The sequence below is a fragment of the Acinetobacter schindleri genome, from assembly GCF_010918895.1.
Classification (GTDB): domain Bacteria; phylum Pseudomonadota; class Gammaproteobacteria; order Pseudomonadales; family Moraxellaceae; genus Acinetobacter; species Acinetobacter schindleri.
The window spans coordinates 907,099-927,452 of sequence record NZ_CP044483.1 but is presented as its reverse complement, the minus strand read 5'-3'; the positions used below and the strand labels follow the sequence as shown (position 1 = coordinate 927,452).

Here is a 20,354-nt window from a genome sequence, read left to right as displayed (position 1 = left end):
CCCTTTTTATAAGAATTGAAGACTTAGTCTTCTGCTGTATTTTCGCCATCTTGAGCCGCATCTACAGCCTCAGGAGTTTCAGCCAGATTATCTTCAGAAACTTCTGTTTCTTCCAATACATCCAATTCTTCATCTTCAACGGCTTCAATCGCTTCTACACCAACCAGTTTTTCATCTTCAGCCAGACGGATCAGACGAACACCTTGTGCATTACGGCCAGTTTGTGCCACTTCAGAAGCACGGGTACGAACCAGAGTGCCGCCATCAGAAATTAGCATCAGTTCTTTAGATGCATCAATTGCCACTGCACCCACCAGCTCACCGTTACGTTCAGAAGTCTTGATCGCAATCACGCCCTTACCGCCACGTTTTTTGGTTGGGAAGTCATCTACAGGCGTACGTTTACCATAGCCATTTGCAGAGGCACACAGTACTTCACCCGTTTCAGGTACGACAACCAGAGATACGATACGGCTAATGAAATTCGCTTCAGTTGCATCTTCATCATCAGATTCAACCTCTGCATCTTCTGTATCTTCAACTTGCGAAGCACCGATGGTCACACGCATACCGCGTACACCTTTGGCTGAACGACCCATTGAGCGTACGTCTGTTTCTGCAAAGCGAATGGCTTTACCTTCGTTCGAGAACAACATGATTTGCTGTTCACCGTCAGTAATCGCAACACCAATTAAGGTGTCATCGCCATTCAGTTCAATCGCACGCAAACCGTTTGAACGAACATTCGAGAACTGTTCCAGTTCTACCCGTTTAATCGTACCGTACTCGGTCGCCATAAACACATAGAAATTCTTGCGAACGGCTTCAGCTTGTTGAGCAAAGTCATTGATGATGTCGTCATCAAGATCAGTGGTTGAAAGCGCTAAGCCCAATTCTTTCAACTGAACACGCAGTGCATCAGAAATGTCATCTGCACCCTCTTCAGATTCAGCAAGTGCCGCTTCTAGTGCAGCAAAGTGACTGTTGATCACTTCGTTGCTTTGTAGCTGAGCAGCATTGGCTTTTGCAAATGCTTTAAAGTCTTCCAAACGTTCTTTGAATTTCTTCGGTGCATCAATCACTGGCAAGATTGCAGTAATGGTTTCGTTGTCATCTAGTGGCAGCAAGTTCACCATTGGACGACCTTTGGCACCACGAGAGGCTTGTGGTACTTCGTAGACTTTCAGACGGTAAACCTTACCGACATTGGTGAAGCAAAGCACGGTTGCATGGTTCGAAGTAACCACCATATGCTGGATATAATCGTCTTCTTTCATGCTGGTTGCAGACTTACCACGGCCGCCACGACGCTGAGCCGCGTAGTCAGACAATGGTTGAGTTTTTGCATAACCAGTTTTTGAAACTGTCAGCACCATTTGCTCTTCAGGAATCAAATCTTCACGAGAGAAGTCGATACGTGATTCAACGATATCGGTCTTACGTGCATCACCATACTGCTGAAGAATCAGTGCAAGCTCTTCACGAATTACGTTCATCAATAAATTAAAATCATTCAAGATGGCAGTATATTCAGCGATTTGCGCAAGAATTTCAGAATATTCAACTTGCAGCTTATCTTGTTCAAGACCTGTTAAGCGATGGAGACGCAGCTCCATGATTGCGTTCACTTGGGTCGGTGATAAACGATAGATATCGCCATCAATACCAAATGGACGGCTAGGATCTTCACCTTCAATTTCGTCAGGACGCACAGAAACCGCGCCTGCTTTTTCAAGCAGGGCTGCTACACCGCCTGCTGCCCACTCGCCCGCTTGTAGACGCTCACGCGCCTCAGCCGGGTTTGCAGAAGTTTTGATGGTTTCAATAATCTGATCGATATTTGCAAGCGCAACTGTCAAACCTTCCAGGATATGACCACGTTCACGCGCTTTGCGTAACTCAAACATGGTACGACGTGTCACGACTTCCTGACGGTGACGGATAAATGCCGCAATGATGTCTTTCAGGTTCATCAGCTTCGGTTGGCCATTGTCCAGACAAACCATGTTGATGCTGAATGAGTTTTCTAACTGGGTATTCTGGAACAGATTGTTCACGATCACTTCAGCGTTTTCACCACGCTTCAGGTCAATCGCAATACGCATCCCTTCTTTATCAGATTCGTCACGAAGTTCAGAAATCCCTTCGAGTTTTTTCTCTTTCACCAGCTCAGCAATACGCTCAATGGTTCTCGCTTTGTTGACCTGATAAGGAATTTCAGTGAATACAATCGTGCTACGACCAGTTTTGGCATCTTCTTCGATGTGGTATTTACCACGGATATGCAAACGGCCTTTACCGGTACGGTAGGCATCTACAATACCCGATTTACCGTAAATAATACCGCCAGTAGGGAAATCTGGACCCGAAATATGTTCCATCAGCCCTTCAATGCTGATATTCGGATCATTGGCATAGGCTAAACACGCATTGATGACTTCAGTCATGTTATGCGGTGCCATATTGGTCGCCATACCTACGGCAATACCAGCAACACCATTAATCAACAGGTTAGGAATACGCGTAGGCATGACTTGTGGAATGCGCTCAGAACCGTCGTAGTTGTCTTCCCATTCCACTGTATCTTTTTCAAGATCAGCAAGGAGCTCATGGGTCAGCTTACGCATACGTACTTCGGTATAACGCATTGCCGCTGCACTATCACCATCGACAGAACCGAAGTTACCCTGGCCATCAACCAACTGGTAACGCAAGCTAAAGTCTTGTGCCATACGGACAATCGTTTCATAAACGGCAAAATCACCATGCGGGTGATATTTACCGATCACGTCACCGACTACACGTGCAGATTTTTTATATGCTTTGTTATAGTCATTGCCTAATTCGTGCATTGCGAAAAGCACACGACGATGAACCGGTTTTAAACCATCTCGTACATCTGGCAATGCACGTGACACAATCACGCTCATCGCATAATCGAGATATGAGCTTTTAAGTTCATCCTCAATGGCAATCGGTCTAATTTCCGATACGCTCATGCATACTCCTTATTCTACAGGCCCTGTTTGACCTGTATTTATATGTCGTAAATCCAGCTATAAATTGGTTCAAAAAACGCTGAACCAATATTTAAAATTCAGTCGGACAGTATAGCATAAATCAGGCTAAATTAAGCCGTTTCAGACCCAACTATCCAAAGGATTTTTAGTAGAAATTTTAACCACTTCACAATTTTTAACGCATAAAAAAACCTCTGCACACAGAGGTTCATTCTTAGCTTGAATTATCGCATTTTATACACGGAAATATCTTGTACTGAATCCCCTGTTTCTTTCTTGATCAAGTATACAAAGAAGATTTTCCTGCGTGCAATCCAGCTGCATCAATGGCTAGGTAATTAAATACTGGACGACAATCAATATCACCAGCATGCGTCAGGGTAACAGATCATCAAAGTTCACAGGAAGACGCCGCTAAACCGGCAAGTAAATTAAAATATGAATATTAGTATTACTTTTAAATCTTCTAAAGCTCGCTTAATATCTGCCCTATTAAGCACCAAAAGCAACATATCCAATCTTTATTTTCAGTCCAATTTTCTAATCATTATTCAAATTTTCATACTTAATTTTTAAATAATTTAGAACATCCATATAACAACCACGTAGATAATACAAAAGGAAAAATAGGCGCCAATACCATCAGCGCATCGCCTTGGATACCATAAGCACTGTTCTGAAATCGCTGATTATTAAGCTCGATCCATTGCTCTGCTTTCGCAAGTATCTGTGCATCTGAAAGCGCATTAAAATAGATCAGATGGATAAACCCTACAAAACTACAGGCAGCAAAAATAAGCCATAGTCCAGCGATCTGTATTAAGATGATCAAATAAGCCGATACAGCAAGAATGAATAGTATTAGAGTTGAACAAAACAATCGATAAAATCGAGCATTTTCGATTAAAGGCTGATATACAGGCAATATAGAAACTTTCATTATTATTTTATTCATTTCTCATTATAAATAAAAAACGCCCCTGAACAGAGCAGTAAGTATTCACTTACCGCTCACGCAAGAGCGTCTTTTAAAACTGTATTCAGGAATTAGATTTTAGATACTAATTCTGGAATAACAGTGTTCAAGTCACCTACTAACCAGTAGTCAGCGACAGCATTGATTGGAGCTTCTTCATCTTTGTTGATCGCAACGATCACTTTAGATTCTTTCATACCTGCCAAGTGCTGGATCGCACCAGAGATACCTACAGCGATGTACAGGTCAGGCGCAACGATCTTACCAGTTTGACCAACCTGCATATCGTTAGGAACGAAGCCTGCGTCAACAGCTGCACGAGATGCGCCTTGAGCTGCACCCAGTTTGTCTGCAAGTGGATCAAGGATTTTGTGATAGTTCTCACCAGAACCCACACCACGACCACCAGAAACAACGATACGAGCAGCTGTTAATTCTGGACGTTCAGATTTAACGATTTCTTCGTTAATGAACTTAGAAATACCAGCATCACCAGTCGCTGTAGCAGCTTCAACAGCAGCAGAACCACCTTCAGCAGCAACTGGATCGAATGCAGTACCACGAACAGTTGCAACAACAACTGATTCAGAAGATTCTACAGTTGCAATTGCGTTACCTGCATAGATCGGACGCTTGAATGTGTTTGCAGAATCAACAGCAATGATATCTGTGATCATGCTTACGTCTAGTAATGCAGCTGCACGTGGCAGGATGTTTTTACCAGTCGTGGTAGAAGCAGCAAGAATATGGCTATAGCCTTTGCCCAATTCAGCAACCAGTTTCGCTACGTTTTCAGCCAACTGGTTTGCATAAGCAGCATCATCCGCAAGCAATACTTTGCTTACGCCAGCAACTTTAGCCGCTTGGTCAGCAACTGCTTGAGCGCCAGAACCAGCAACCAATACAGTGATATCACCACCGATTTTTTGCGCCGCAGCAACAACGTTTAAAGTAGCAGCGTTTAATGCTTTGTTGTCGTGCTCAGCGATAACTAAAATACTCATGATTTTTATCCTTCTGTATTAGATCACTTTCGCTTCGTTTTTCAATTTTTCTACAAGCTCGTCTACAGACTTCACTTGTACGCCAGCTTTACGCTCTGCAGGAGATTCAACTTTTACTGTTTTCAGTTTAGTTGTAGTGGTTACACCGAAATCTGCAGGTGACTTGGTATCCAGCGGTTTTTTACGCGCTTTCATGATGTTTGGAAGAGCAGCATAACGTGGCTCGTTCAAACGTAAGTCAGTGGTAATGATTGCTGGCAAGTTCAATTCAACAGTTTGTAAACCACCGTCGATTTCACGAGTCACTTGTACTTTGTCGCCTTCAACTTTCACTTCAGAAGCAAAAGTACCCTGGCCTGCACCCAGAAGTGCACCAAGCATCTGACCAACCTGGTTAGAGTCATCATCAATCGCTTGCTTACCAAGAAGGATCAATTGTGGTTGTTCAGCTTCAACAACGCCTTTAAGAATTTTCGCTACTTCTAACGCACCTAATTGGCTGTCATCAGCTTCAACCAGGATACCGCGGTCAGCACCAAGAGCCATAGAAGAACGGATTTGTTCTTGAGCTTCTTTAGGACCAATAGAAACAACAACGATTTCTGAAACAGTTCCTTTTTCTTTTAAACGAACCGCTTCTTCCACTGCGATTTCACAGAATGGGTTAATTGACATTTTAACGTTTGTTAAGTCAACACCACTGTTGTCCGGCTTAACGCGAACCTTAACGTTGGCATCAACCACACGTTTTACAGCAACAAGAGCCTTCATGTAATCCTCGGCTGTTTTAGCAAATGTAAATATTTAGAAAAGTTATAATAACTCTTCACTTAAATTTTTTAGGTGCCCTATCTTGCAATGCGTTCGGCATTTCGGTCAAGTCACAATTCACCAATAGGGTGTAAAAATGCGTAATTTTCCTTGAACGTCGCGTTCACATTTCAAGATTTGACATTTATACAGAACAAATTCCCATCATTTTATTTAAAATTTAACTATTGATTTTTAGTATCTTTTTATTTGATTATGCACATCAAAAGATTTGATCTATTTTATAAAATTTAATTTCATTTCTTGTCACTATTATTATAAAGAATACAAATTACTCCTATCTAAGTCTGTCATTTCTGACATATGGTGATGGGTTCGATTCATTCTTCCAGATTTGGTCAAAATTCCCTCTTATAAATAGATCAGTGAAATAGCAGAAAATAATTTTTATAAGGAAATATATTAAAAAAAGCACGCTGTGATCACGTGCTTTTAAATTTTTAAAATGAATTTATGACTTATTTGATGAACATTGGTGAATTTTATAGCTCATTAATTAATGATTAGCCATGAAGCAGCGAGTGCCAATAAACCACCTGAAGTCCCATCAATCCACTTTTGCTTACGTTCATCAATCTGAGCCGAACGGGTAAGTCGGGCAAATAAAAGGCTTAAGGCACAATACACCACAAAGATCATGGCAATAAAGATAAAGGACAGAATTAAACCCTGGCTCACCGTATTCCCGCTTTTATCTATAAACTGCGGCAGGATTGCAAAGTAAATCAGCATGCCTTTCGGATTCAGTAACGCAGTAATGAACCCTTTTTTTACTGGATTGCTGGATGATTTCTTTTCAATGGTCAGCGTATTTTTGCTGAATACCGATTTCACCAGACTAAATGCCAGAAATAACAGATAAGCAATTCCTAACCAGCGAATGGTTTCAAACAGCACTGGAAAAGACACAATAATTGCTGCAATTCCTAACGCCACCAGAATCGAATGCACCAGATAACCGCAACATACCCCAATAGTCGCCATCATGCCTGCTTTTGCATCTTTACCCATCACTTGAGACAGGATAAATAGCATATCTGGTCCCGGTGTAAAAATAAGGGGAAGCACAGTCAGTGCAAAAAGTGCAAATACAGACATTTCCTTGTTCCTCTGTACATGTCGGAAAGTGAAATTAGTATCTGCGATTTTTTACAAAATATGCTTTCAATTTATTTTATAATATGCATTATTTTTAGAATATTATTCTATTTTATGAAGATATCTTCCAAGTCTATTCGAGTAAAACTCGATCGTATTGACAAAAATATCATTCAACACTTGCAAGCCAATGGCCGGATTCAGAATAACGATCTAGCACGTGAAATTGGTCTTTCGCCTTCTTCGTGTTTGCGTCGGGTAAAACTGCTTGAAGATGCGGGGGTAATTCAGAGCTATACCACGATCGTGGACCAGCAGAAGATTGGTTTTCAGCTGATTTTATTTTCTCGTATCTGGCTAGTGGGTCAGGATGCTGAAACGATTGACACCTTTATTGAAGCCATGAAGGAACTGCCTCAAGTGATGGAGTGCTATATCATTTTGGGTGAATGTGATGCAATGCTCAAAGTGGTGGTGCCCGATCTGGAAAGTTATCGTAAATTCCAGTCCACGCATTTAACTAAAAAGAATGGGATTACCAGTGTCAAAACCGATTTACCGAGTCAGATTATCAAGCAGAGTTTTCAACTGCCTTTAGATGATCTTTAATATTGGCCAAATAATAAGGACGATTGATATCGTCCTTTATACTGAAGATCAGTTTTAGACACGACTTTCCAGAAAGTCACGGTGCACATGACTGAGGTCAATCAGTTCATAAGATTTTAAATCAAAGATCTTCCAGATTTCGATGGCATCTTCTTTTAAGTCCACTGCCTGGGTCGCACGAGTAGTCGCTTGCCATTGCAAGTCTGAAATCCAGATATAGTATTCATGACTATCAGGATTGTAGGCTTGAACCTTACCATCTGTATTAATTCCCTGCACATGAGCACCTTCAGGTAAAGATGCTTCAATATTTGGCAGACTGATTTCCACAAAATGTTTGATCTGGCGCAGACCATAACCTGCAAAAATTTCTTTTTGTGCTTCGCTTAACCGATCATATTTTTGTTGTATATCTACAATAATTTCTGTGCCCATATACTTCCAGTCCTGTCAGGCTGAATTCTTTTCAGCCATACCCTGTTTTGTAGCTTAAATTCTGTTCTTTTGTTATACCTGAATTTTAGCTTTTCGCGAATAAGACCATAGTGAAATAATCTGCATGGTCATTCTATTTCCCTTATCATAAATATTCTTTATGAAATTTTTATGCCAACTTATATTTTTAATAATGATTATTTAAGATTTTCAGGTTTATGTTGTGCCCGTGGATGCGCCTGATCATAGATCTGCACCAGATGATCAAAATTGATATGGATATAAATCCGAACGGTTTTAGATTACTATATTCTTCAACCAATCATTCAGCTCATTCTAGCTATCTCTTTTTCAATAAAATCTAAGAATATTTTTCTTTATTGAGCAATGCAAATCATATAGAACCTACATTTATAATATTTAGTAATATCTCTATTTTGTTACATTTATCGCCAATATTACTCTAAATTGCACTAGTTTCAGGCAACTTCTTCATTTGTTTAAATAGTTAATTTATTTAAAAGTCTTATTTTATCTACTTTCTTATTTACATAAATAGTGGCACATGATTTGCAATTCATCCCTGGTACTTTTCTATAATCAGGTGAATAATTAAATGCATACAGTATCTAAAACGCTCTTATGTATCTCTCTTACAGCATTACTCACTGCATGTAATGACGACAATGATTCAAAAAAAGCTGCTACTTTTGCCCCACAGGTAGAACCTGTTCCATTTGAGCCAGTTGAAGCAACTATTGAGGACTTACACACCTCTATTAAAACCAAAGGGGCAACATGTGTTGATGTTGTGCAAAGTTATCTTGCACGAATAGAAGCTTATGATGTACAAGGCCCTACTCTTAACAGTGTTATTTCGGTCAATCCTTATGCTTTAGAAGAAGCCGCCGAATTAGATGAATATTATAATAAAAATGGTAAATTTAAGGGCGATTTACACTGCGTAACTGTCTTAGCTAAAGATAATATTGATGTTGTAAATATGGCCAATACTGCGGGATCTTCTGCATTACTTGATAATTTCCCACCTGATGATGCATATATTATTAAAAATATTAAAGAAAAGGGTGGCTTAATTATCGGGAAAGCTAATCTGGATGAGTTTGCTTTTGGTTTTGGGGGTAAGTCTACAGTAGGTGGTCAGGCTAAAAACGTTTATGACTTAACAAAAGGCCCAGGCGGATCATCATCAGGTACGGGTGCTGCCATTTCTGCTAGCTTAGCAACCGTTGGTATAGGTACAGATACAGGTGGGTCGATTCGTGTACCTTCATCTGTACAAGGTCTTGTTGGCTTACGCCCATCACTTCGACTGCTAAGCTTAGATGGAATTATTCCACTAGCCCCTACTCAAGACACAGCAGGCCCAATGTGTCGTCAAACGGTTGATTGTGCAAAATTATTCAATGCAATGGTTGGTTATGATTCATCACCAAGCTCTAACCAACGTAGTGATTTTGCACATGATGCACCACTACTAGCATCAGAAACAGCATATCGTGCATTAATTAACCCGCCAGAAACCTACGTTCCTACTGGAGCATCTTTAGAAGGTAAACGTATTGGTTTAATTAAAGATACTTATGCAAATAGTGAAGAAGGTGCACTAGTTAAAGATATTATTGCTAAAGCGGCTGCAAAGATGCGTGAAGAAGGTGCAATTGTTGAGGAAATAGAAGTTTCAGATTTCAAAACAATCATAGGAAGTACAGCTGTTATGAATGATAAAGGTTTCACAGAAACTTTTAGAAGTCTTTCAGGAGTAGAATTCAAGCAAGCATTAACTGATTATTTATCTACAGCTACTACTGCTTTCAAGTCATATGATGAACTTTTAAATAACGGTAAGATGATTTCTAGTTTCCAAGGTTACAATACAGATCCGAACAGTGAGACATTTATCAATCGCTATTACAACAATACTACCTTCCGTGCACCTTATGTTCGATTACGTTTAAATACTGCTTTAGGCAACCGTGCCTTAGATGGTACGCCTAAAGGTCCACGTTATGATGCACTTGCGTATCCATCAATCACAGGATTTGTTGGCAATTTAGGTGGCAGCCCAACAACAGGTAGTAACAACCGCTTAAGTCCATTCAGTGGATTCCCAGCATTATCTATACCAGCCGGAACTGTGAATTATGAGGATCGTAGTGCTTATCCATTAAATGTTAATATCGAATTTATCGGACGTGAATTTGATGAGCCAACATTATTCAATATTGCGACTGCTTTTGAGAAAGTAAATCCAGCTCGTGTTACACCAACACATACACCAGCATTAAGTGCAGCAGTTTACTAATTTATATAACTTAAATAAAAAGGAGGCTAAGCCTCCTTTTTATGTTGTGCCCGTGGATGTGCCTGATCATAAATCTGCGCCAGATGATCAAAATCGACATGAGTATAAATTTGGGTTGTAGTCAGATTACTATGTCCCAGCATTTCCTGTACTGCACGCAAGTCTCGGCTATTGGATAACATATGACTGGCAAAACAGTGACGCAGTAAATGCGGATGCAGATCAACATTTACGCCTGCGCGCTGCGCCTGAAATTTGACTCGATTTTCAATCTGCCTTGCCCCCAACGGATTACCCTTCTGAGTGATAAAGACATGTGCTTCTGGCACAAAATCACCATGCCATACAGGATAAATCTGTAACCACGCCATGACACTGTCTTTAGCTTTGGAACCAAATGGCACGATACGGGTTTTATTCCCCTTACCCGTAATGCGAAGCAGCTGACGGTTGAAGTCAATATCTCTAATTCTGAGGCCTTGTATTTCAGCCAGACGTAGTCCACTGGAATAAAGCAGTTCCAGAATTGCCTTATCGCGTTTCCACATCTGCTGCTGTACCTCACCTTCAGGTTCAGGCTGATCCAGAATCTGATGAATGGTTTCAATATCAACCATACCGGGCAAAGGTCTAGATTGTCTTTTCAGCTGGAAATCATCTGCCGGATTAAAACTAAGATGCTGTGCCTGTTCTGCCCATTTCATAAACTGGCGAATTGCTGAAAGTAGCCGCTGCAGACTGCTGGAACTTAGGCCCTGTTGCTCAACTTTTTCCGCCATAAACTGGCGTAAATCTGTTGATTCAACATCTTCGAGTCCTAAAGCATGACGCTGACAAAAATTCAGAAAGTCGGAAACATCACGTTCATACGCCTGCAAAGTATGTTTGGACTGGTTCTGGATTTCACGTTCTTTGAGCCATATGGATAATAATTGCTGTGGGTCAAGCTGCATTCTATCCTCCTTGGCTGTTTGAGTCTGACAGACATCAGTCTATCAAATAATGCAAAAATAATTTATTTGGCTTATATAAAAAAAGCCCTGACTCTTCAGGGCTTTTTAAATTAAGCTTGGAAATAACGTAAGTCTAAGCGACCTTCATAAACAGTTGCAGTTGGACCAGTCATCCAGACTACATCCCCCTCGACCCATTCAATCTGCAACTTGCCGCCCGCCAGTTCAATCTCGACATTGTTGGCAAGTAAGCCACGTCGCATACCAGATACTGCGGCTGCGCAAGCACCCGTACCGCATGCCAGTGTTTCACCTACACCACGCTCATACACGCGTAAACGCGCATGCTTTTCATCAATGATCTGCATAAAGCCTGCATTGACGCGTGCCGGGAAACGCGCATGTGATTCTACTTGTGGACCAATACGGGCTACATCTGCATTAATTACATCCGGTACGACTGTTACTGCATGAGGATTACCCATGTTCACTACATCAATCGTCAGTTTTTCACCATCTGCCAGATCGATGTCATACAGATTATCCGGCTCATCGGCCAGGAATGGAATTTCTTGAGGCAAGAATTTTGGATAGCCCATATTGACGCGCACCCAACCATTGGCGCCCAATTCAGGTTCCACAATGCCAGATTTGGTCTGTACTTTGATTTTGGTTTTCGTCGTCAGCTGACGCTCATGCACAAAACGGGCAAAACAGCGCACGCCATTGCCGCATTGTTCTACTTCAGAACCATCGGCATTGAAAATACGGTATTTAAAATCAGCACTCGGTACATCAGGTGGTTCTACAATCAGTAACTGATCAAACCCAATACCAAAATTGCGATTTGCCAGACGCTGAATAGTCAAGGTATCCAGATAAGCACGCTGGCTGATCAGGTCAACCACCATAAAGTCATTGCCCAGACCATGCATCTTGGTAAATTCAAGTAACATTATTCTGTCTCCTTAAGGCAATAAACGCTCACGTTCCCACAGTGATTCAATCGTTTCGCGTTCGCGAATCAGATGTCCTTGATCACCATCGACCATCACTTCAGCAGCACGGCCACGGCTATTGTAATTCGAGCTCATCACAAAACCATAAGCACCAGCACCGAGTACTGCCAGCACATCATTTTCCTTGATCGCAAGCTCACGCTCTTTACCGAGGAAATCACCAGTTTCACAGATCGCACCCACCACATCCCATTCTTTCGTCTCGACATCATTACGCGGTGTCACAGACTGAATGTCCATCCATGCTTCATATAAAGCTGGGCGAATCAGGTCATTCATGGCCGCATCAATAATTGCAAAATTACGATGATTGGTCGGTTTGAGCAGATCCACTTTGGTCAGTAGCACGCCTGCATTGGCAGAAATACTACGGCCCGGTTCCATATAGACTTTCAGGCCCAGCTTTTCTAAAGCCGGACGCAACGCATTGGCATATTCTTGAACAGATGGTGGTGTCTCATCTTTATAAGTCACCCCTAAACCACCACCGATATCGATATGTTTGAGGTGAATGCCCATCTCTTTTAACTGGTCGATCATCACGATGACACGATCCAGCGCATCTACAAAAGGCTGAGTTTCAGTCAACTGTGAACCGATATGGCAGTCAATTCCAACGACATCCAAATTGGCTAAAGATGCTGCATACTGATAAGTTTCAAATACGCTATCCGATGGAATGCCGAATTTATTTTCTTTCAGACCCGTTGAAATGTAGGGATGAGTTTTCGCATCCACATCTGGATTCACACGCAGTGAGATCGGCGCTTTTACACCCAGTTCTGCCGCAACTTTCTGAATACGATCCAGCTCGGCATAAGATTCTACGTTAAAGCAGGCAATACCAACTTCTAGCGCTTTCTTGATGTCCGCTTCTGATTTACCTAGACCCGAGAATACGATTTTAGAAGGTTCACCACCCGCTTTCAGTACACGTGCCAGCTCTCCGCCCGTGACGATGTCAAAACCTGCCCCTTGTTTTGCCAATACATTCAATACCGCAAGATTGGAGTTTGACTTCACGGCAAAACAGATTTGGTGATCAATAAAGTCAAATGCACGGTCCATGTCCAGATAATGCTTTTCAAAAGTCGCTTTTGAATAAACATAGAGTGGTGTGCCAAATTGCTCTGCCAGCTGTTGCAGTGAACATTGCTCGGCATGCAATACCCCATTAATACGGGTGAAACTCATGAAGGTATCCTTTCTTTGAAAGCGTTAAGGTGTAATGGTTGAATCTGATGTTTCGGGCGCAGCAAACTGTTGTTGCACAGGAGCATCTCGTTCTTCATCGGAAGTTTTAGACTCAGCTTCGGTATTTTTATAGAGCAGATATTTGGCACGCTTGTCGTAATCCGGATCATTTGGCAAGTGCAAGGCACCTGACTGACCACAACCTGCAAGAGCAAGACCTGCTGCTAAGATACTGATGTAGCAAATGACTTGGCGCATCTGACCACCTAATTGAATAGTTTCGATGAAGTATAACGCGATCATTCGCCATGACCAAAGCGTTAAACGCTAGAGAGTATCTTTAGACAAAAAAAAACGCCAGCAGATCGCTGACGTTTTTATTGATATGGATTATTTATGTTTCTGTTTATAGAAGCCTAAATAGCCCAAAATCAATAGAACAAACCAGATCGGACTGACCATCAAGGCACGGCGAGTATCATCTTCTAATGCCAGCACACCAATCATGCCGACAAAGAAAATAATCACGATCCAGCAAGTCACCAAGCCACCTGGTAGCTTGAATACTGATTTGGCATGTAGCTCTGGACGGGTACGGTAATAAATCATGTAACTCCAGATAATCATCAGCCATACACAGATAAACAGGATGGTTGATAATGTCGTTGCCAATGTAAAGGCTTCAACAGTATTCGGTACAAAATACTGTAACGCCGCACCTAATAATAAGCAGACTGCAGAGAAATACAGGGCATTGGCAGGTACAGCACGGGGGTTCAAACGACCGAAAGCTTTCGGTGCCTGTTCTTCACGTGACAGGCCGAATAGCATACGGCTGGTCGAGAATACGCCACTGTTCATTGATGACATTACCGAGGACAACACCACCAGATTCATGATGATCGCAGCAGCTGCAATACCGGCTTGGCTAAACAGATTTACGAACGGAGAAACACTTGGATTAATCTGATCCCACGGCGTCACAGACATTACAATGACTAGAGCAAGTACATAGAAAATAATGATACGGATCGGAATCGAGTTCACCGCTTTTGGCAGGTTACGCTCCGGGTCTTTGGTTTCCGCAGCCGTGGTACCTACAAGCTCAACACCCACAAAGGCAAAAATCGCAATCTGGAAACCAGCCAAGAAACCCATAGCACCCGTCGGGAACAAACCACCATGATCCCAGATGTGCGCAAAGGATGCGACCGTACCGGCATCATTGGTAAAGCCGGTGAAAATCATCCACAGACCAACCGCAATCAGTACTACAATCGCAATAATTTTGATCAGGGCGAACCAGAATTCCATTTCACCAAAGAGCTTCACGGTGGCCAGATTCAGCCCCATGATAAAGACAATAGAGGCGATACTGATTAATACCCCTTCGCCCGGGGTAAATGGGAGACCATTATTAAAAAACTGTAAATAATAAATAATCGCAGACAGGTCGGCAATTCCGATCGTAATCCAGCATAACCAGTAGGTCCAGCCGACAAAATAGCCTGCCCATGGTCCGATCAGATCCGTAGAGAAGTCGATAAATGACTTATATTGTAAATTTGACAGTAATAACTCGCCCAATGCACGCATCACGAGAAATACCATGAAACCGATGATCATATAGATCACCAGAATCGAAGGCCCTGCCAGACTAATGGTTTTACCTGAGCCCATAAACAGGCCGGTACCAATAGCACCTCCAATCGCAATCAGCTGCAGGTGTCGATTGGATAAACTACGCTGCAGCTCGCCGTTTTCGGACGGCGAACCAGTATGATGACCTGACATTATTTTTCAACTTCGATGTCTAATCGCGACAAATTAACGCAAAAAAGGGGGAATACAAAAAGAAAATTCGCATCATTTGTATTTTCCACTTAATCTTAAAAGTTAATTTATTTTTCTTATATAACGAATAGGTTCTCTTTAGTCGTAGAAGCTCTGGATAAATTTCCTGCATATTTGTTGTAAAAGTTCCGAAACTGTGTAAAAAATAAACCTATAAAAATGTCGTGAATAGTGCTGAGGATGAGCACGTCTGGCATGTCATTTGCTTGATTAAAATTAAGTGAACTTTAAACTGATACTCAGGACGAATAAGAAGAACTTTATGCAAAATTTACAAAGCATCATGGAAACCCTCAGTGGTTGGGTCTGGGGTCCATATATGCTGGTACTGATTGTCGGTACTGGTGTATTCCTTACTTTCCGATTACTTTTCTGGCAATTCCGTATGTTGCCACTGGCCTTTAAACAGGTTTTTGGCAAACACCCTTCCCACGAAGGCGATATTTCCCAGTTTAGCTCACTCATGACCGCCCTTTCTGCCACCATTGGTACCGGTAATATTGCCGGGGTGGCAACTGCCTGTGTCTTGGGTGGCCCAGGTGCGGTTTTCTGGATGTGGATGACTGCCCTGTTCGGTATGGCGACCAAATATGGCGAAGGCGTTCTGGCGGTAAAATACCGGGTAAAAAATGAGAAAGGTGAAATGTCGGGCGGTCCGATGTATTACATCGAACGCGGCCTGAAATGGAAATGGCTAGCCTTAATTTTCGCATTTTTTGGTGCTGTCGCCTCTTTTGGGATCGGCAGCTCGGTACAGTCCAATACTGTAGCACTGGCCGTTGAAAATGGTTTTGGTCTGGAAACCTGGATTACAGGCGTGATCATCACAGCCTTTTCTGCACTGGTGATTCTGGGCGGGATTAAATCCATTGCCAGAGCTTCTTCCTTTATTGTACCGATCATGGCGATTGGTTATGTCGCGGGCGGTCTGATCATTATCTTTAATAATCTGGAGCTGGTTGGCCCTGCCCTGAAAATGATTTTTACCTATGCTTTCACCGGTGAAGCAGCGGTTGGTGGCGCCATTGGTGCAGCGATTCGCTACGGTGTAGCACGTGGTGTATTCTCGAACGAAGCCGGTATGGGTTCAGCACCGATTGCCGCCGCTGCAGCAAAAACGGATCACCCGGCTCGTCAGGGTCTGGTATCGATGACAGGTACCTTTATTGATACCATTATTGTCTGTTCGATTACCGGTATTGTGCTGGTGATGGGCTTTATCATGGCTGGCAATGATTTTGGTGGTCAAACTGGTGCGGTACTGACCATCGGTGTATTCGACAAACTGTTACCGGGCGTTGGCGGTTGGGTCGTGACTTTCGGCATTATCTTCTTTGCCTACTCCACTATTCTGGGCTGGAGCTATTACGGCGAAAAATGCGCGACTTACCTGCTCGGTGAGAAATTTGTTCTGCCTTACCGCATTATTTACATTGCTACCGTATTCATTGGCTGTATAGCCACACTAGATCTGGTCTGGCTATTTGCCGATACTTTCAACGGTCTGATGGCGATTCCAAACTTGATCGGCTTGTTACTGCTTTCAGGTGTGATTGCCAAAGAATCGAAAGACTTTATTGCCCGACGCAAGTCTGGTGAGCTTTATTAATATAATCTAAAGCCCTAAAGAAAAAAGCCACTGTAAAAGTGGCTTTTTTTTACGGTCCCAGTGTTCTAAACAAAATCAGTTCAGACGACCTGAAAATTCATCGTCATCATGATTTTGATTAAGATTCAGAAATTCCTCACGATCTGCTTCAATCTCAAGCGCAGTTTCCAAAGATAAGACAAAAAATAGTACGCCAGGAATTTTCATTTCCCCTTCGCTATCTTCCAGATGGTCACTCAGCATTTGATAGATCGGGTTGGCTTCATCAAATGGCACATCGATATAAAGATCACCTGAATAGCTTTCAATCACACCAGGTTGTTCAATCCCCATACATGGTGCAAAAGCAATTTGGCGTTGCTCCAGCCACTCCATCAGATTCTGGCGCAGGTGATAGGAGTCAGCATCTGCATTTTCATGTTCATAATTTTCAAAATGTACAAATAATACATCACGGTCTTTTTCACGTGCGATTGCATCAATATGTTGCATATGTTGTGGCATGTTTGGTTTCCTGTTCCCGTGATGATTAAGGTCATTATAGGGTGTATTTGATGCTCATGTAGAGTAGCAGATGCAGATACGTCACACGCTGACGTAAAACAGCGAATTTTTCAGGTGAAGATCTTGGTTTTCAGTGGCATTCACCGCTATGCTGTAGCCCTATTCCCAATCTTGTTTTTCGGAAACTATGGCTAAAGCAAAAAGTGTCTATCGTTGTGAGCAATGTGGTGCAGACCATCCTAAATGGTCTGGTCAGTGCGCTGAATGTGGTGAGTGGAACAGCTTGCTGGAAGTCAACATTGCACCTGCGGTGACTCATCGTGCCCAGCCTAAAATTGGCGGCTATGCTGGTCAGGCCGCTGCGATTACCACGCTTAATAAAGTTTCCGTTTCACATGAAAGTCGCATGCCGACCGGAATTGGAGAATTCGACCGGGTTCTGGGTGGTGGTCTGGTGACAGGTTCCGTTGTGTTGATTGGTGGTGATCCGGGGATTGGTAAATCGACTATTCTGCTACAAACCGCCACACATATGGCCGCAGGTAATAGCTCTGCGCTCTATGTGACAGGTGAAGAATCTTTATCACAGGTGGCATTACGGGCCCAGCGTCTAGACTTGCCAACTGAACATCTTAAAGTTATGGCAGAAACCTGTGTGGAACGCATTTGTGAAGTACTGGCACAGGAACGACCAGCGGTTGCAATCCTCGACTCGATTCAAACGCTTTATACTGAAACCTTGCAGTCTGCACCGGGTGGTGTATCACAGATTCGTGAATCAGCAGCGCTCCTGACCCGTTTTGCCAAAAATAGCGGGACTGCCCTGTTTATTGTCGGTCATGTCACCAAAGAAGGTGCACTCGCAGGTCCGCGTGTGCTGGAACATATGGTGGACTGCGTTCTATATTTTGAAGGTCAATCAGATTCGCGTTATCGAATGATCCGTGCGGTAAAAAACCGATTTGGTGCGGTGAATGAACTTGGTGTATTCGGTATGACCGATAAGGGCTTGCGTGAAGTCTCCAACCCGTCTGCCATTTTTCTGAGTCGTTATGATGAAGCCATTCCTGGTTCAATTGTGATGATCAGCCGCGAAGGTACACGTCCATTGCTGGTTGAAGTTCAGGCACTGGTCGATGATGCGCATGGTCAACCGCGTCGTGTAGCGTTAGGTCTGGAACAAAACCGTCTGAATATGCTGTTAGCCGTAATGCATCGTCATGGCGGCGTACAAACCTCTGGTCAGGATGTCTATGTCAATATCGTCGGTGGTTTAAAGATTACCGAAACGGGTTCTGATCTGGCAGTTCTACTTGCCTGTGCATCGAGTATCCGTGGTAAAGCTCTGCCGCAGCAACTGGCTGTGTTTGGTGAAGTTGGTCTATCAGGAGAAATCCGTCCGGTACCCAATGGTCAGGAGCGTCTCAAAGAAGCCATCAAGCATGGTTTTAAATATATTATCCTGCCGCGTGCCAATGCCCCGCAGAAAGAAATTCCGGGCGTACGCTTTATTGCGGTTGCCCGTCTGCATGAAGCCCTCAGTGAAGCCATGACTTTGAGTGATGAACTGTAGGATTCAATTTGTGGCACTCAGTTTGGAATTTCGGTAAAAAAATACAGTTTTTTGATTGAAATTCCATGTAAAGCCTATATAAATAGAGTGTTCAAATATATTTTTACATAGGAAAATTGAATGGAAGTTCGACAGCGCGGTTTGATCGCGGGTTTCTTGACTGCAGCATTACTGGTTGCGCCTCTAGCTGCTGAAGCAAAACGTGCCGGTGGTGGTAAAAGCCATGGTATGCAACGTTCTGCTGCGCCGACTCAGACTTATCAGCAACCTCGTCAGGCAGCTCCTGCACAACAGGCTCCGACTGCAGGTGCAGCAACTCAGCAAAAATCTGGTCCAGGTGTTGGTGGTATGGTGGCAGCGGGTGTAGCGGGTGCTGCAATTGGTGCCGTCGCAGCGAATGCTTTGGCAGATGACAACGCGGCATCTCAAGCACAAGTTGAAGCTGTTCAAGAAGAAGAACAAGGTGGTATCCCAGGCTGGATCTGGATCTTACTTGCTGCAGCTGTTGCCTTCTTCATTTTCCGTAAGATGGGCGCAAAAAAAAAAGTAACTACTAGCAATCCATTCGCTCCAAACAATGGTGCTGGTTCGTCAGCACCATTTGGTCAAGCACCTGCTGCACCTCGCGGTGGTGATACTACCAATATCTTTGGTCAGAATGTCGGTGGTCAAACACCAGGCAATAATGCCCCATTTGGTTCTGCTCCGGTAAATAACGCGCCGTTTGGTACTGCTTATACTCAAAGCGGTAGTCAGCTTCCTGATGGTACTGAACCTGCTGCCTTCTTGCGTGTTGCGCGTCAGCGTTTTAACCATATTCAGTCTATGAATACGGCGAGCAACATTTCAGAAATTCAGCGTTATCTGACACCTGACCTGTATCAATCTATGTATAACGACATTATGGCGAATCAGGATCAGGACGTTGCTGAGTTCTCTAACCTGAATGCTATGGTTGTAGATTCATCCAATGAAAATGGTCAATACGTGGTGAGCGTACGCTTTACCGGTACAGTAAGTGAAGACCTGAACAGTCTGCCACAGCCATTTGCTGAAGTTTGGCACTTTGTAAAACCTGCAGGTTCTAACCAAGACTGGTTGGTTGCGGGTATCCAGCAAGAAAGCTAAGACTTAAGTATTTTTAATAAAACAGCGGCCTTCGAGCCGCTGTTTTTATTTTCAGTATTGGGTTCCCATGCTGTGCTTCACAATCTATTTATCCCCCTATTTACACTGCTTAAACTCACACTTCATTTTAATTATTTAAAAGATCTTTAAAAATAGTTATTTAAAATATAAACAATAATTGTTATCATTCGCATCAATGAAATTCCCACAATTAAATAGAC

At 42.8% G+C, this 20,354-nt stretch carries 17 protein-coding genes and 1 pseudogene; 5 read left to right on the top strand and 13 right to left on the bottom strand.

The window, feature by feature from the left end:
- Nucleotides 1-23: 23 nt before the first annotated feature.
- From gyrA to FSC11_RS04490, 5 genes are all read right to left on the bottom strand, one after another.
- Nucleotides 24-2,999, bottom strand: coding sequence for a DNA gyrase subunit A (gene gyrA / locus FSC11_RS04510; protein WP_163165397.1), 2,976 nt, complete (start codon nt 2,997-2,999; stop codon nt 24-26).
- A gap of 586 nt (nt 3,000-3,585) precedes the next feature.
- Entirely contained in the window at nt 3,586-3,960 is a 375-nt protein-coding gene (locus FSC11_RS04505) for a hypothetical protein (protein WP_227591006.1), read from the bottom strand.
- A gap of 107 nt (nt 3,961-4,067) precedes the next feature.
- Nucleotides 4,068-5,000, bottom strand: coding sequence for an electron transfer flavoprotein subunit alpha/FixB family protein (locus FSC11_RS04500; protein WP_004815039.1), 933 nt, complete (start codon nt 4,998-5,000; stop codon nt 4,068-4,070).
- Between the two features lie 18 nt (nt 5,001-5,018).
- A complete protein-coding gene (locus FSC11_RS04495; protein WP_004815037.1) occupies nt 5,019-5,771 on the bottom strand; it encodes an electron transfer flavoprotein subunit beta/FixA family protein in 753 nt (250 codons plus the stop codon).
- Between the two features lie 552 nt (nt 5,772-6,323).
- Nucleotides 6,324-6,929, bottom strand: a complete 606-nt coding sequence (locus FSC11_RS04490) for a LysE family translocator (protein WP_005222846.1) — start codon at nt 6,927-6,929, stop codon at nt 6,324-6,326.
- 114 nt (nt 6,930-7,043) lie between these two features.
- Between FSC11_RS04490 and FSC11_RS04485 the strand changes: the two genes are divergently transcribed.
- Entirely contained in the window at nt 7,044-7,538 is a 495-nt protein-coding gene (locus FSC11_RS04485; protein WP_004815034.1) for an Lrp/AsnC family transcriptional regulator, read from the top strand.
- A 54-nt stretch (nt 7,539-7,592) separates the two neighbouring features.
- Here FSC11_RS04485 and FSC11_RS04480 read toward each other — a convergent pair whose 3' ends face one another.
- Complete coding sequence (locus tag FSC11_RS04480; RefSeq protein ID WP_163165393.1) at nt 7,593-7,973, bottom strand: hypothetical protein; 381 nt, start codon at nt 7,971-7,973, stop codon at nt 7,593-7,595.
- A 197-nt stretch (nt 7,974-8,170) separates the two neighbouring features.
- Nucleotides 8,171-8,269, bottom strand: a pseudogene (locus FSC11_RS16485) (recombinase XerC); the annotation flags it as partial.
- 320 nt (nt 8,270-8,589) lie between these two features.
- On the opposite strand from FSC11_RS16485, the gene FSC11_RS04475 reads away from it, so the two are divergent.
- Complete coding sequence (locus FSC11_RS04475; RefSeq protein ID WP_163165391.1) at nt 8,590-10,299, top strand: amidase family protein; 1,710 nt, start codon at nt 8,590-8,592, stop codon at nt 10,297-10,299.
- A gap of 26 nt (nt 10,300-10,325) precedes the next feature.
- Here the strand turns inward: FSC11_RS04475 and FSC11_RS04470 are convergent, their stop codons facing one another.
- From FSC11_RS04470 to FSC11_RS04450, 5 genes are all read right to left on the bottom strand, one after another.
- A complete protein-coding gene (locus FSC11_RS04470) occupies nt 10,326-11,252 on the bottom strand; it encodes a tyrosine recombinase XerC (protein WP_163165389.1) in 927 nt (308 codons plus the stop codon).
- Nucleotides 11,253-11,362: 110 nt separating this feature from the next.
- Complete coding sequence (dapF, locus tag FSC11_RS04465; protein ID WP_163165387.1) at nt 11,363-12,208, bottom strand: diaminopimelate epimerase; 846 nt, start codon at nt 12,206-12,208, stop codon at nt 11,363-11,365.
- A gap of 12 nt (nt 12,209-12,220) precedes the next feature.
- The gene (lysA, locus tag FSC11_RS04460) at nt 12,221-13,465 is read right to left on the bottom strand and encodes a diaminopimelate decarboxylase (protein WP_163165385.1); all 1,245 of its coding nucleotides are present in this window, start codon (nt 13,463-13,465) and stop codon (nt 12,221-12,223) included.
- 24 nt (nt 13,466-13,489) lie between these two features.
- Nucleotides 13,490-13,723: an LPS translocon maturation chaperone LptM gene (lptM, locus tag FSC11_RS04455; protein ID WP_026056785.1), complete on the bottom strand. Its 234-nt coding sequence runs from the start codon at nt 13,721-13,723 to the stop codon at nt 13,490-13,492.
- Nucleotides 13,724-13,855: 132 nt separating this feature from the next.
- Nucleotides 13,856-15,259, bottom strand: coding sequence for an amino acid permease (locus tag FSC11_RS04450; protein ID WP_004815018.1), 1,404 nt, complete (start codon nt 15,257-15,259; stop codon nt 13,856-13,858).
- A gap of 322 nt (nt 15,260-15,581) precedes the next feature.
- Here FSC11_RS04450 and FSC11_RS04445 point away from each other — a divergent pair, with 322 nt between their 5' ends.
- Nucleotides 15,582-16,928 (top strand): alanine/glycine:cation symporter family protein, encoded by a 1,347-nt coding sequence (locus FSC11_RS04445; protein ID WP_004815015.1) that lies wholly within the window; start codon nt 15,582-15,584, stop codon nt 16,926-16,928.
- Between the two features lie 75 nt (nt 16,929-17,003).
- Here FSC11_RS04445 and FSC11_RS04440 read toward each other — a convergent pair whose 3' ends face one another.
- A complete protein-coding gene (locus FSC11_RS04440) occupies nt 17,004-17,432 on the bottom strand; it encodes a hypothetical protein (protein WP_103799925.1) in 429 nt (142 codons plus the stop codon).
- 187 nt (nt 17,433-17,619) lie between these two features.
- Between FSC11_RS04440 and radA the strand changes: the two genes are divergently transcribed.
- Together radA and FSC11_RS04430 are read left to right on the top strand one after the other, a co-directional pair.
- A complete protein-coding gene (gene radA, locus FSC11_RS04435) occupies nt 17,620-19,005 on the top strand; it encodes a DNA repair protein RadA (RefSeq protein WP_004815011.1) in 1,386 nt (461 codons plus the stop codon).
- 120 nt (nt 19,006-19,125) lie between these two features.
- On the top strand, nt 19,126-20,133 hold the full coding sequence (locus FSC11_RS04430; protein WP_163165383.1) for a Tim44 domain-containing protein: 1,008 nt from the start codon (nt 19,126-19,128) through the stop codon (nt 20,131-20,133).
- Nucleotides 20,134-20,354: the final 221 nt, after the last annotated feature.

Excerpts from the sequence above, each read along its gene's own strand:
- gyrA (WP_163165397.1), bottom strand. The coding sequence starts at position 2,999 with ATGAGCGTATCGGAAATTAGACCGATTGCCATTGAGGATGAACTTAAA.
- FSC11_RS04505 (WP_227591006.1), bottom strand. The coding sequence starts at position 3,960 with ATGAAAGTTTCTATATTGCCTGTATATCAGCCTTTAATCGAAAATGCT.
- FSC11_RS04500 (WP_004815039.1), bottom strand. The coding sequence starts at position 5,000 with ATGAGTATTTTAGTTATCGCTGAGCACGACAACAAAGCATTAAACGCT.
- FSC11_RS04495 (WP_004815037.1), bottom strand. The coding sequence starts at position 5,771 with ATGAAGGCTCTTGTTGCTGTAAAACGTGTGGTTGATGCCAACGTTAAG.
- FSC11_RS04490 (WP_005222846.1), bottom strand. The coding sequence starts at position 6,929 with ATGTCTGTATTTGCACTTTTTGCACTGACTGTGCTTCCCCTTATTTTT.
- FSC11_RS04485 (WP_004815034.1), top strand. The coding sequence starts at position 7,044 with ATGAAGATATCTTCCAAGTCTATTCGAGTAAAACTCGATCGTATTGAC.
- FSC11_RS04480 (WP_163165393.1), bottom strand. The coding sequence starts at position 7,973 with ATGGGCACAGAAATTATTGTAGATATACAACAAAAATATGATCGGTTA.
- FSC11_RS04475 (WP_163165391.1), top strand. The coding sequence starts at position 8,590 with ATGCATACAGTATCTAAAACGCTCTTATGTATCTCTCTTACAGCATTA.
- FSC11_RS04470 (WP_163165389.1), bottom strand. The coding sequence starts at position 11,252 with ATGCAGCTTGACCCACAGCAATTATTATCCATATGGCTCAAAGAACGT.
- dapF (WP_163165387.1), bottom strand. The coding sequence starts at position 12,208 with ATGTTACTTGAATTTACCAAGATGCATGGTCTGGGCAATGACTTTATG.
- lysA (WP_163165385.1), bottom strand. The coding sequence starts at position 13,465 with ATGAGTTTCACCCGTATTAATGGGGTATTGCATGCCGAGCAATGTTCA.
- lptM (WP_026056785.1), bottom strand. The coding sequence starts at position 13,723 with ATGCGCCAAGTCATTTGCTACATCAGTATCTTAGCAGCAGGTCTTGCT.
- FSC11_RS04450 (WP_004815018.1), bottom strand. The coding sequence starts at position 15,259 with ATGTCAGGTCATCATACTGGTTCGCCGTCCGAAAACGGCGAGCTGCAG.
- FSC11_RS04445 (WP_004815015.1), top strand. The coding sequence starts at position 15,582 with ATGCAAAATTTACAAAGCATCATGGAAACCCTCAGTGGTTGGGTCTGG.
- FSC11_RS04440 (WP_103799925.1), bottom strand. The coding sequence starts at position 17,432 with ATGCCACAACATATGCAACATATTGATGCAATCGCACGTGAAAAAGAC.
- radA (WP_004815011.1), top strand. The coding sequence starts at position 17,620 with ATGGCTAAAGCAAAAAGTGTCTATCGTTGTGAGCAATGTGGTGCAGAC.
- FSC11_RS04430 (WP_163165383.1), top strand. The coding sequence starts at position 19,126 with ATGGAAGTTCGACAGCGCGGTTTGATCGCGGGTTTCTTGACTGCAGCA.